Genomic DNA, 12,880 nt, shown 5'->3' on the forward strand with positions numbered 1-12,880 from the left:
TCGGACCGACAGTGATAGAGGTCTGTCTGTCGGGTGCGCCTGCGCTAAATCGCGGCGCGGTTTTTCCCTAGTTTCGACATGCATATTCCGACGACCTTGGCTTCTACGGACCCAGGTTTTTTGCCGTTCAATGCCCAGAGTGCGAGCAGTGCGAAGACATAGGCCATGAGCCCGGCGGAGCCGAGAATGAAAAGTTTTACAATGCCTGGCCATGAAGATGGCAGGAGATACCATTTGATGCTTTCTATGCTGAGCCATGAGACGATGCCGGCCAGGCAGGTTCGCCAGTTTTGAAAAATGACCGCGCTATAAGAGACTTTGATCAGCGTCTTGGTGGTCGAGAGATAGATAAGCATCATGATGAACGCGACACAGATACGCCCCCAGCACGCACCAAGCGCCCCAAAAAAATAGGATGCACCTGTGATGATGGGGATTTTGAATGCGAATTCCAGCGAATTAAGGCGCATGTAGAGGTGGTTTTTTTTGAAAGCCATGACCAGTGCCGAAATACCTTCTGCCAGTCCCGCCAGAATCGGTGGAATAGCGAGCAGGGAAATATAGGTGATGGATTTCTCCCACTTTGGTCCTAGAATCGTGTGGACGATCTCGCTTGAGAGGGAAGACATCTCAATAAAGATAGGAAGGATGATCATGAACACAGTAGCGTTCGACATCTGGTAGAGATTTCTGAAATGATCCAGATTATCCCGGCGGGCCACAAGAGCTGAAAGCAGGGGACGGCTGAGGGGCGCAATGATAGCCTGCGATGGAATTCCCACCAGATCGCTCGCGATTGAAAAAGCACCCAGCGTTTGTGGAGGGACCAGACGTCCCAGAATGAGACGATCATATTGCCAGTTGATGGCACTGACGATCTGACCGCCACTGCTCCAGCCGAGAAAATTTCTGAAATCGCTCCATCGCGACAGCGTAAAATGCGGTTTGTATGGAGAGATCACATAAGAAACGATCATTCCAAAAGCAGTACTCGTAATCGTCGCTGCAGCAACGGCCCAGTAAGAACGCGTTGTGACAGCCACAAAGACAGCAACGATCAGAGCGCCGAATTTTCCAAGAAAATCGATGATACATTCGCGCGAAAAATCAAGACGTTTTGCATAAAGCGCCAAACCTGGGCTCTGCATTCCGCGCAGCGCAGGTGCCAGACTAAGCGCCATGAGCAGCGGGAAGAGGCGGGAATCATGGTATAAAATGGAAAACGGTAAGGAAATGAGGAAGACAAGGACACAAATAGTGGAGCCGCGTAGGAAACTAAGCGTAAATGCCGTGTCGAGATGGTCTTTGTCTATGGTCTCCAGAACAACCAGCGCCTGAGACAATGGGAGTTCGAAAATGGCTTCTGTCAGATAAATGACGGACATGGCCAGAGATACCACACCAAAATCAGCTGGCAGTAGAAGATGTGTCAGAACAACAAGTGACACAAAATCCAGAAAACGGCCAAGCAGCTTGGCACCGACAAGAAAAGCCGCTCCACGGGCCGCTTTTGCGCCGACATTGGTAAATGCTTCCTGCTCCGGGATCGGGGCATTTTCCGGTTCGAGGCTATTAGTCACGAAAGTACGTCAACCCTTCAACGCAGCCACCCCGGCGAAGGATGGCACCAGTCCAGAACATGTTCAGGTTTCAAGATTATTTCTTTCAGGCCGTTTGTTCCATGCCCTGAAATATAAAATTCTTATTGCCCGTCTTTATTTGGGGCAAATCTGCCTGAGCCTTTCATCCGCGCTGTTTGATGACTTCGCGATACACATCCATCGTCTGGTCACAGACACGGCTGATATCGAAAAATTCTATGTGGCGGAGCGAGGCTGCTTTCTGTTGAGCCAGAAGTTCCGGATTATCCAGGAGTGATAACACCGCTTGGGCAAGAGCTGGTGCGTCTTGCGGGGGCACGAGCAGGCCGGCATTTCCGACGCTGCAGACTTCTGGCACACCGTCCACATCGGTTGCTACGATGGCGCAGCCTGCTTCACGTGCTTCGCAGATGACCAATCCAAAAGGTTCACGCAGGGACGGCAGAACAAAAATATCCGATGCGTTCAGCCATGATCCCGTATCTGGTAAAGCCCCACGGAACAGGATGTTGGCGCCTCCCTCCAGAGCCGCAGCCTGCTTTTCGTACTGCTCTCTGTAGGGGCCGTCTCCCAGAATGTTCAATGTTGTTTCAGGATGACTGCGCCATATCATCTCAAAAGCGTCCAGCAGGGTGGAAATCCCCTTGCGCGGGTGGAGGCCGCCCACTGAAATCAGGTTGGGTCGTGGAAGATCAAGATTTTGATCTGGCCATTCCTTACGGCGTACAGCATTGCGCGTGCCATTCAGTACGGTTCTTACACGGGATCTGGGAACGTGACGGCGGATCATTTCTTCCGATACAGCGCGACTGACCCCAATGACGCGGTCTCCCAATCCCATGAGGATGGCATGCCAGTCAAAAGAGTTATGAACCGTCGTTACAAGCGGAATTCCAAAGAGACACGTCCAGGGTTTGGCGAGCACTGCACCGGTCATCATGTGGGCATGAATCACATCCGGTCGGAATTCACGGATGACTTTCCATATAGAAAAGAACGTCCTGATTCCCTTCCGAACTGTCATTGCTTCCTGTGGCACATCGATCAGAACAACTCCATTTTTCTTCAGGAGAGGCTCGAAGTACCCGCCAGAACTACCGAATGCGACGGTATGTCCCTTGGCGGTTTGCTCGCAGGCAAGGTCAACAGCGGCATGCACGTTGCCATTGGCAAAACGGCAGTGATTGGAAAGATGAAGAATGCGCATCTGATTTCTAGTAATTGATAATATTCCATTTGTTTACCACGTATTTTACAATTGTTAATGAAATATAAATTAATAACTAAACATAGAATAGAATTAATCATATTTTAACGAAAGAACGAGGTGCCAAAGATCATTTGGTCTTTGTTCTTGGAGGATTCTTTGAGTTGGCCGGTGTGAGAAAGAGTCATCTTTAAGCGAGTCTGTGCTCGATCTCCGTTCAGCTAAAGACCAGAGATAATAAAAAAATGCTTTAACGTCTTATTAATGAGAAAAAATTCTCCCTGTGTGCGAATAGGCGCATATTATTCGATCTAAAAATGCACGGATAAACAATTCGGTGCGTATAGGTTGATTTATAATACGTCGGGATTGCTCCCGATTATGCAGGATAATTGTGACATGGCTTCGACTTATTGGACTGGTGGCACTAGCGGCGACTTTTATAACGTCAAGAACTGGTCGACCGGTGCGTCTCCGACGACATATCATGACGTTACCATTTCTGGAACGAGCTCCACCGCCACGGTTGAAGCCGTAGCTTGCGCACCGAGTGCGACGGCTGTTCCTAGCCTGACAATCGGTGGGTACGGCACGCTCGACATCACGGCATCTTCCTGCCAGTCCAGCGAAAGCTCTCCTGTCTTCTCGACCAGCGCTTTCCAGGTTTTTCAGTACGGCTCCATCGTCATCGACACGCCTTCGGCAGTTCAGCTCGGCGACATTAATGTCATGAGCGGTACCCTCACCATTGAAAACAATCGTAGCAATGTTTTCATGGGAGCTGGTTCGCGCCTGAATGGCGACGGTACTGTGAATCTGATTAATTCCACGTTCGGCAGCCAGACGGCTAGCATCAACGTCGAAAATTCGATGCACATTACGCTCTCTGGAAACAGCTCGATGTACACGGGCTTCCTGACAACGGGCGTGTCTGTTTCCTTCGACTCCAAGTCGAGCGAACAGTTTTTCCTCAATGGTTCGGACAAAGCGGTCGACACCAAATTCTCGGGTGTTTCTGACAAGACCCAGTTCGGTATTACGGCGAATACCGGTGAAACGCCGCTTTCCGCGTCGTATACCAAGAACGCCGATGGTAGCTACAGCCTTGTTGTACAGGAAAGCGATAATCACACGCTCACCCTGAACAGTGTCACAATGGCTTCCGGTTACACGCCGGGTAAGCTCGCGATTACGCAGGATAAGAGCGGTAATTATCTTATTTCTGACACATCCGCGAACAGTGGTAACTCTGGCGACCATTGTGGTGGTCACGGTGGCCATTGGGGTGACCACGACGGCCACTACGGCTGGAACGGCCACGATGGCCACTCGGGTTGGAATGGTCACGACGGTCACTCGGGCTGGAACGGCCACGACGGTCACTCAGGCTGGAATGGCCACTCGGGTTGGAATGGTCACGACGGTCACTCGGGCTGGAACGGCCACGACGGTCACTCAGGCTGGAATGGCCACTCGGGTTGGAACGGTCATAACGGCTCCAGCACGGGTTGTGGCGATCATGGCACCAGCTGGGGCTGGGGTTGGGGATCTGGTGGGTGTGACTACTCGTCTTCCATGCAGCAGATCATTTCTTCCTGGAACAGCGCCTTCTCGTCCTGCAAGGGCTGGCAGCCGAGCAACTGTGGTGGCAGCAACTGGCATGGTGGAAACTCCGCTCAGGCCGGTAGTGCTTGGAACTGCTCTTCCAACTGGGGTCAGCAGAGCGGTTCACATGGCTGCTTCTCCTCATCGGGACAGTCTTCGTCGCATTCCCAGACACCTGTGATCCATAACCCGTCACCCTGGGGCAGCTAATCGCTTCGGCGATCAGTAGATTCAGGAATTGAGAAGAAGCACCCGGCAATGGGTGCTTCTTTTTTGTTTCCAGTATTAATGTTGGAAACAAAATCGTTTCAGGAAAAACAAACAGAATGTCTGACAGGACGCACGAGACCGCCCGTTTGAATAGACCTTCTGGGGATCATATCCCGTCCCTGCAATCATTGCGGGGTATTGCATCCTTAACCGTATTGATGCGGCATTATGTTCGTTGCTTTCCGGGAGGCGAAACCTTCTGGCTTGCGTACCAAAATATCTTTTTCAATTCACAAGCTGCCGTTGTCGTATTTTTTGTTCTGAGCGGCTTTGTATTGTCTCCTTCTTTTTTCAATAAACCCACAAGTGTGAGTGAGCTTGCCGGATTTTACGTGCGGCGTTTTTTTCGCATTGTGCCGCTGCTTGCAGTCGTAACGGCTTTTTCGTTCTTCTATGTGAAATCGGCTTTTTCGACATGGAAAGTGCCATTTGCCAACTCTTGGTTCGAAGGGTTGCTGGCGCACGACGTGCCACTGTCGGCCTCGATTCTGGCCAGATGCTTCGTTGGTATGAACAGTGCTCTCGTTCCCCAGAACTGGACAATCGCCTGTGAATTGCTGGTGGCATTAATATTGCCATTTCTTGTCAAAGCCTGCACCGGACGTCTCTGGCTTGCCGCATTAACATTCGTCATTGCAACAGTGTTGTCGTTTCTTGCGGCCGATGGTGGTGGGAAAAGTCTTCCTGTGCTTTATGCAGTCGATTTTGTTATTGGGATTCTGACCTTCAGGATTTTACAGTCTTATACCAAACGGTATTCCGACCTCTTTTTTTACGCTGCGGTCATCGGGCTTGTGTGTACCTGGAAGATGGTGGAAGTAGTGACAGGTCGGGTCGATCTACCATTCAACGATCCACTCCGCAGTCTTGTCGAAGCCATTTTTGCCGCCTTTATCATTTATGGTCTGGCGACGAAGAACCATATGGCCCGACTTCTTTCAGCACGCTGGCTGGTATGGCTTGGAGATATTTCCTTTGGAATATATCTCGTTCATTTTCTGGTTATTGTCGTTGTTGCGCGGCTGATGGCGCATTTTCTAGTTCCGTATTCGCTTCCGGCACAGATGCTCCTGATGCTGGTTCCGGTTCTCGCCATCTCTTTGGGGGCGTCTTATTTTTCCTATCGTTTCATTGAAATTCCTTTCAATGATCTTGGGAAAAGCCTTCAGCGCCACGTTAGGGCTGCTCTTGCTCGGGGATGAATAACGAAAATCAGGCGCATTCTCTTCCCGTCTGACTGAACGGGAAGAGAGCGTGTGGTCTTTAGTAGCGCTCGGGGACGAGCATGGTCTCGGGGGTGGGTTCGCGTTCATAATCCGGATGAAACACGCGCTCCGGGAGAATCACCTCTGTACGGCTGACGGGCTCATAAGGCACGAGAGACAGGAAATGGGCGATGCAGTTCAGGCGCGCGCGTTTCTTGTCAACGGCGGGGACGACCCACCATGGCGCTTCGGGGATGCTGGAGCGTTCCAACATGACTTCCTTGGCCAGCGTGTAGCTCTCCCAACGACGGCGGCTTTCAAGATCCATCGGGCTGAGTTTCCACTGCTTCAGCGGGTCTTCGATCCGGGCGCGGAAACGGGATTCCTGTTCTTCGTCCGTAATTGAAAACCAGAATTTTATGACCCGGATGCCACTCCGGACCAGCATGCGCTCGAACTCAGGAACGGAGCGGAAGAATTCTTCATATTCTTCGTCTGTGCAGAACCCCATGACGCGTTCAACGCCAGCACGGTTGTACCAGCTGCGGTCAAAGAGAACGATTTCGCCCGCGGCGGGAAGGTGGGCCGCATAACGCTGGAAATACCATTGTGTACGCTCGCGGTCATTCGGTGCCGGAAGCGCTGCGACGCGGCAGATCCGTGGGTTCAGACGTTGGGTAATACGCTTGATCGCACCACCTTTTCCAGCAGCGTCCCGACCTTCAAAGAGGACCACAATACGCTCGCCGCTGGCCTTGACCCAGTCCTGCAGCTTGATGAGTTCACCTTGAAGGCGGATCAGTTCGCGGAAATAGGTGCGACGGAACTCACGGTCAGCAGGATCGAGACCTTCGCCTTCGTTTTCTTCCAGAGAGAGCTCGAATTCTTCATCCAGATCATCGATGATTTCGTAGCGCATGCGCGCCCGAGCCTGTTCGTCTGGCGAGAGACCGCCGAAATCGTTGTCCTGCGTCATGAATGGGTTCCTTTGTCACCGGCTTTACAGACCGTGAACAGAACCTTACCGGGCAAAGCAGATCTGAAGTTTGAAACTTAATTGAAATCACAGAGCAGATTTTTAAAAAGACGTGGTCATGTTCAAACCCAGAACGGCTCCCCGTGATGCGGAGGCAGCACCTTTTGCTGGTTCCTGGCCGCCCAGATTCCAGAAATACTGGAAATCGGGCTGGAGAGTGACGTAATCGCGAACCGGAATCTGCCATGTCAGCTCGATATGATTTTCTGGCACCAGAAGTCTGGCCGTACTGTCTGAAAGACGAATGACGTCCCGCGCGTTTTCTTTGGCGCGATGACTGAAAAATCCTGTTCCCCAGCCAATTCCAATGACGTCGTTGGGGCGGGACGGAACAAACCCCTGAAAGGTCAGTCCGGCTTCCACCTCTGCTGTAAGACGGTTTCTGGTGCCGCTGGCCATGGTGGTGCGTACAAAAGCATTGATGGCCTTGACCGGATCGCCGATGGTTCGCCAGAGCGCCTGATCAAGAACGATATATCCCAGCCAGGTCCCGGAGTGGTAGAAGGGCGTACCGGTGCTGTCAGGGCTGCCCAGAAGGCCGCCCTGACTGTCAAAACGCGGGTCCGGAAAGCGCCCTGTGTCGTATAGGCCGCCAATCTTCCAGGTTCCTGGAAGGGCGGGTGCATCCTTTCCCGAGAGACTCTGTGCTGCATCGACCCAGAGCTGGGCTTCTCCCATGAAAAGGGTTCCGCCTCTCGTGGAAAAAGTGGTCCCTGATGGGTCGATCCGTGTCGCGCTGAGAGTGCTGTAGAAGGGGCCTCGGGTTGGATTGTCATCCGTGATGGCGAGCATGAGAACGAGCGGATAGGCGGGGGACCATTTGATCCGTGTTCCGACAGCGGAAAACGGCCATGAAGGGCCACCGGAATAGAGATTGCTGGACGTTGAAAGTGGCCAGCCGAAACTTCCATTCAGGAACAGGGATGCGTTCTGGCTGACCAGGAATTCGGTATCCAGATCGATCGTTCCGACGCGGATGTCCAGTCGGTTTCCAAAAAAACCCTGCCCGTACCAGAGTTCAAACAGGCGTGTCGTCCGGCCTGCGTCATAACCACTGACCGGGTTGAGGGAGCCAAGACGTTCTCCGGCCAGAGATCGTCCCCGGACCTGAATGGCGCTGATATTGAACAGCCCGTCATGCCATCCAAAGGCCCGGCGGGTCTCTAGCAGAAGACTGGCAGCCGTCATGCCGTCATAGGTCGGACCGGGATGCTGGCCACCAGAGGCGAGGCCCCAGATTTCCTCGACATCCTGAAGGTTGAACCGGATTCCTTTTCGGCCCAGCCAGGATCTTGCGCCGCCGACATCCCCGAGAAGTTCGGTACCCGCATCTTCAGGAGGCAGGACGAATCCCGGTGCCGGTGAGGGTAGGGGAACGCCCGAGGGTAGCACATCTGTAACGAGCGGAGCGGTTGCGGCCTGTGCGGTTCCGATCAGTGAGACCAGAGCGAGCCATGCGCTCGTCAGTCGCAGGAGCGAAGGAGAACGTCCTTCGGACATGCTGATATCCCGTCAGACAGATGCGGGGAGGGTGAGCGCCGGAAAAACCGGATCGAACGTTCCGGCAGGGCTGAAGACATGCAGAGATCGGCAATGATCCGGAACGCGGTCTGGCAAGACGGTTCCCCTTCCCTGAGGGCGTGTACTGTCCGGACCATTCACAGGACGGAGAGGGGGAAGTGAAGTGAAGTTATTATGACGTGGCAGAGTTCAGGGCCAGCCGGACAGGATCCTGTCTTTTACGCTCGTGGGGAGTGGCACGTAATCCAGATCCCGCGTCACGTCATCGCCCTGTTTCAGGCCGTATCTGAAAAATGTTTTTGTGGTGGAGGCTGCCGTTTTGTCTGCCGGATGGACAGGAACCAGAACGAAAGTTGCGCTCATGATTGGCCAGGCCTGCGGCGCCGGGGCCTGAAGAAGATTCACGGCGTAATGGTCAGCGTGCAACCAGTCTGCGCTGGTGGCGGCACTGGTGAACGACGCTTTTTCCGGCGCGACGAACTGCCCCGCATGGTTTTTTAGCCGGACGGTATTGAGCCTGTTCTGGCGCGCAAACGCATATCCCACAAAGCCGATGCCCCCGATGGACTGACGCACGCTGGCCGCGACCCCGTCATTCCCCCGCGCTTCTGGGCCATCACCCCACATCCCGGCTTTCCAGTCAGGTGCGACGTCATGCAGATAATCCGCAAAAACATGGCTGGTGCCAGAGGCTTCCTCGCGGTGGATAGGGAGCACATCCAGATCCGGCAGACGCAGGCCGGGATTTAGCGCTCGGAGATGCGGATCGGCCCAAGACGTGATCGTGCCGTCAAACAGCGCAGCGAGTGTTGGTCCGTCCAGTTTCATCTGGTTGGAAGCAATGCCGGGGACATTGATAATCACTACGATCGCACCTAGTGCAGTCGGGAACTGGTAGAGACCGTTTGCATCCAGCAAGGCGTCCGCAAGAGGGAGATCTGATGCTCCGAAATCTGCACCAGAAGTCATGACGAGCTTTTGCCCCGCACCGGTACCGACGCTTTGATAGGTCAGAGACAGGCCGGTCTGGCGATGAAAACCCTCGCCCCATCCTCGATAAAGCGGGGCGGCAAAGCTGGAGCCGCCGCCGGTGAGATCAGCCGAATAGGCCGTCCCGCAGAGAAGAATTGCAAGAACGCCTACCATGTAGCGCATGGCCCGTTTGCCCTGATGCAACATGCTCAACCCTGTTCCGGTTTGTGTCCCGGTTTTTCTATCACTTCGGTCAAGCGCGTGGCCATGTCTGTCTATGGAATTAGGCGTCGATATCGTCCAGATAATCGGCCGACGGAACAAAGAACAGCGAACCCGTGACGGGGCGGCTGTAATCCAGCAGACGGTCGTAATTTCCTGCCGGTTTGCCGACGAACATGTTGTGCAGCATTTCCTCCGTAACGGACGGGGAGCGGGCATAGCCGATGAAATAGGTGCCGAACTCTCCCTTCCCAGCCTCGCCGAACGGCATGTTGTCGCGCAGGATATCGACCTGCTTGCCGTTGCGCGTCACGACGTTCAGAGCGTTGTGGGCGTAAGCGGGCTTTGTTTTGTCATCGAGTTCGACATTGGACAGCTTTTTGCGCCCGATGATCTTTTCCTGCATCTCGACGGGTAGGGTGTTCCAGGCGTCGAGGTCGTGGAAATATTTCTGTGTAATGACGTAGCTTCCGCCTTTGAAAACCGCGTCTTCGTCGCCGATGATGGCGGCCTCGCAGGCTGCGGCATTTTCAGGGTTTTCCGTGCCGTCCACGAAGCCGATCAGGTCCCGGTCGTCGAAATATTTGAAGCCATGAACCTCATCCACAACCGTACAGACGGCACGCAGGCGCTCCATGACCAGCTTGGCCATTTCGAAGCACATGTCCATGCGGGTGGCACGGATATGGAACAGCATGTCACCGGGTGTGGAGACGGCGTGATGGACGCCTTTGATTTCCTGAAACGGGTGCAGCTCCTGTGGACGCGGGCCAGGAAAAAGGCGGTCCCATGCGCTCGATCCGAAACCCAGAACACAGGAAAGCTGACCGTTCAGATCCCGGAAGCCGACCGTGCGGCGCAGGCCTGAAAGATCCGCACAGAGGCTGCGAATGGTGTTTTCCGCATCCGTGCCGGGATTGATGTTCAGGACAAGGAAAATGGCGGCGCGTGTCAGGGGGGCGGCAACGGGCTGGGGCGTAGCGTCGGACATGAAAGCAGTCTTTTCATCAGCGGAGAAGAAATGGTGCCCTCGTTGATAGCGTGCCCGGCGTCTGGAGAACAGGTTACGAAAACAGGTAAAGCCCGTTTTGAAATACAGTTCGCGTGCAGTAATGTCCCCGGCCACAAACGGAAAAAGGTCATCATGGACAGCAATTTGAAATGCCCGGTCTGCGGGTGCGAACATGTTTATCCGGACGGTGCGCTGTGGATGTGCCCGGAATGTGCGCATGAGTGGAACCCGGCCGAAACGGCAGCAGAAAATGCCGGTGCGCCTGGCGAGATCCGCGACGCCAACGGCAATGTTCTGGCGGATGGTGATACGGTTACGGTCATCAAGGATCTGAAGATCAAGGGCTCGTCCATGGTCGTCAAGGGCGGGACCAAGGTGAAGAACATCCGCCTGTCGGACGGCGGAGACGGGCATGATATCGCCTGCAAGATTGCCGGAATCGGGGCGATGAACCTGAAATCCGAGTTCGTCAGGAAGGCCTGACGGACGGCGCCGGGCCGTCCAGAATATCGTGGGCGGCTTTGAGCGCCGTATGTAGCTCGGGATAGATATTCCCTGCCCCGAGGGCAGGTGTGATGTGATGGCGATCTATGTCTAAGCGCAGATAGACGTTCACCCGTCCGAAAATCAGTGTAATCCCGCGTTGTTGGAGTTGTGCGATCAGGTCTCGCAGGTCGGCGGCGGCGGAATAGTCGATGTCCGTGACGGGGCTTGCGTCGAGGACAACACAGCGGACCGGGTGCGGCGCATGGTCCACCAGAGTCAGAAGGTCCTGACGAAAGCGCGTCGAGTTGGCATAGAACAGATCCGCGCAGAACCGGAAGACGATAAGTCCCGGGACGGTTTCCAGCCCGTTCTTCGCAGGCAGGGCTTCCAGAATTCCTGTGCCTGCGGCCTGCTGCAGGACCATCGTATGCGGCTCGTAGCTGTGCCGGACATGGCGAAACAGCGAGAGCGCGATAGCGAGGAAAATGCCTTCCTCGACACCCACCCCTACGACAACGGCGGCGGTCGTCATGGCCAGCCAGAACTCGCCCGGACTTTCCTGTCGGATCGCGCGCAGGCTTTTCAGGTCGATCATCCCGATGGCGACGGTAAAAACGATCCCGGCCAGAACGCAGCGGGGCAGAGCCTCCAGCGGGTGCGTCAGAAACAGCAGAACCGTGAGCGTCACGCAGGCAAACGTCACCTGTGCAACCTGACTGCGCGCACCGGAACGCACCGCCATGGCGGTCTGGGTGGGGCTGCCATTGACGGTGAAGGTACCGCTCAGACCGGCGACAATATTTGCGGCGGAAAGCCCCAGAAGGTCGCGGTTCTCATCGACGGTTTCATGAAACCGCTCCCCGAAGACCCGGGACGTGGCGGCACTCTGCGCGATGATGACGAACACGCAGGACGCCGCCACGGGCAGGAGGGCCAAAAGTTCGTTCCATGAGACATCCGGCAGACCGAAATGCGGCAACCCGCCCGCAACATGGCCGAGGGTGGGAACGCCATGATGCGGAAGGTTCAGTCCCATGCTCAGCGCGATGCTCCCGATGACGACACAGAGCCCCGTTGGCAGATGCGGCGCAAGGCGCTGTCCGGTCATGAGAATGCCAACCGTGAAAGCGGAAAGAGCGGCGACCATAAGGTTGGCCTGCGGGATCTGACGAAGCGTGTCGTAAGCCTGCACCAGCGGGTTATGTGTAAGGACCGTCACCCCCAGCATATCGTGCAGCATGGCGATGCAGACCTGCACGCCCACACCTGCCAGAAAGCCGGTGAGAACGGTACGGGACAGGAAATCCGCCAGAAATCCTAACCGGAAGACCCGCGCCACAAGCAGGAGAGCTGCGCAGAGCAGTGCCGTCATGCTGACGAGCGCCATGTAATGCGGGCTGCCCTGCGGCGCCATCTTACCGATGGCGCTTGAGAAAATAGCCGCCGTTGCGGAATCGGCTGCGACAACCAGATGTCGGGAGGACCCAAAGGCTGCGAACGCCACAAGCGGCAGCAGGACCGTATAAAGCCCTGTAACGGCGGGCATGGCCGCGATGCGCGTATAACCCAGAACCTGCGGAATATTCACCGAAGCAAGGGAAAGTCCCGCGATAATATCCGTCCATTTTCGGCGTGGCGCTGTGGGTTGGGGCTGTGCTGACATGAGGCGTGTTTTAGGCCTGTGGTCCGGATCTGTCTTCACAATGTTCCGGGGAAGGTTGGGTCGCGCTCGAAAATGGCCCA

10 protein-coding genes are annotated in these 12,880 nt (G+C 55.0%); 3 read left to right on the forward strand and 7 right to left on the reverse strand.

Annotation, left to right across the window (positions count from 1 at the left end; all coding sequences use genetic code 11):
* Window positions 1-44: 44 nt before the first annotated feature.
* Together HKD21_RS14575 and HKD21_RS08535 are read right to left on the reverse strand one after the other, a co-directional pair.
* Window positions 45-1,580: a lipopolysaccharide biosynthesis protein gene (locus tag HKD21_RS14575; protein ID WP_194255286.1), complete on the reverse strand. Its 1,536-nt coding sequence runs from the start codon at window positions 1,578-1,580 to the stop codon at window positions 45-47.
* A gap of 163 nt (window positions 1,581-1,743) precedes the next feature.
* A complete protein-coding gene (locus tag HKD21_RS08535; protein WP_194255287.1) occupies window positions 1,744-2,808 on the reverse strand; it encodes a glycosyltransferase family 4 protein in 1,065 nt (354 codons plus the stop codon).
* Between the two features lie 399 nt (window positions 2,809-3,207).
* Between HKD21_RS08535 and HKD21_RS14385 the strand changes: the two genes are divergently transcribed.
* Together HKD21_RS14385 and HKD21_RS08545 are read left to right on the forward strand one after the other, a co-directional pair.
* Window positions 3,208-4,623 (forward strand): hypothetical protein, encoded by a 1,416-nt coding sequence (locus HKD21_RS14385; RefSeq protein WP_215748037.1) that lies wholly within the window; start codon window positions 3,208-3,210, stop codon window positions 4,621-4,623.
* 116 nt (window positions 4,624-4,739) lie between these two features.
* A complete protein-coding gene (locus HKD21_RS08545) occupies window positions 4,740-5,885 on the forward strand; it encodes an acyltransferase family protein (protein ID WP_194255288.1) in 1,146 nt (381 codons plus the stop codon).
* A gap of 61 nt (window positions 5,886-5,946) precedes the next feature.
* On the opposite strand, the gene ppk2 is transcribed toward HKD21_RS08545, so the two are convergent.
* The 4 genes from ppk2 to HKD21_RS08565 form a co-directional block, all read right to left on the reverse strand.
* On the reverse strand, window positions 5,947-6,864 hold the full coding sequence (gene ppk2, locus HKD21_RS08550) for a polyphosphate kinase 2 (RefSeq protein WP_194255289.1): 918 nt from the start codon (window positions 6,862-6,864) through the stop codon (window positions 5,947-5,949).
* Window positions 6,865-6,966: 102 nt separating this feature from the next.
* Entirely contained in the window at window positions 6,967-8,424 is a 1,458-nt protein-coding gene (locus tag HKD21_RS08555; RefSeq protein ID WP_228121210.1) for a carbohydrate porin, read from the reverse strand.
* 210 nt (window positions 8,425-8,634) lie between these two features.
* The gene (gene pstS / locus HKD21_RS08560; protein WP_194255290.1) at window positions 8,635-9,624 is read right to left on the reverse strand and encodes a phosphate ABC transporter substrate-binding protein PstS; all 990 of its coding nucleotides are present in this window, start codon (window positions 9,622-9,624) and stop codon (window positions 8,635-8,637) included.
* 76 nt (window positions 9,625-9,700) lie between these two features.
* Window positions 9,701-10,630: a Dyp-type peroxidase gene (locus HKD21_RS08565; RefSeq protein WP_194255291.1), complete on the reverse strand. Its 930-nt coding sequence runs from the start codon at window positions 10,628-10,630 to the stop codon at window positions 9,701-9,703.
* A gap of 153 nt (window positions 10,631-10,783) precedes the next feature.
* Here HKD21_RS08565 and HKD21_RS08570 point away from each other — a divergent pair, with 153 nt between their 5' ends.
* Complete coding sequence (locus HKD21_RS08570) at window positions 10,784-11,134, forward strand: zinc ribbon domain-containing protein YjdM (protein ID WP_194255292.1); 351 nt, start codon at window positions 10,784-10,786, stop codon at window positions 11,132-11,134.
* Here HKD21_RS08570 and HKD21_RS08575 read toward each other — a convergent pair.
* Window positions 11,121-12,800, reverse strand: a complete 1,680-nt coding sequence (locus HKD21_RS08575) for a SulP family inorganic anion transporter (protein ID WP_194255293.1) — start codon at window positions 12,798-12,800, stop codon at window positions 11,121-11,123. The genes HKD21_RS08570 and HKD21_RS08575 overlap by 14 nt on opposite strands.
* Window positions 12,801-12,880 lie beyond the last annotated feature (80 nt).

Origin of the sequence: Gluconobacter cerevisiae, assembly GCF_015244675.1 — a bacterium.
GTDB lineage: Bacteria > Pseudomonadota > Alphaproteobacteria > Acetobacterales > Acetobacteraceae > Gluconobacter > Gluconobacter cerevisiae.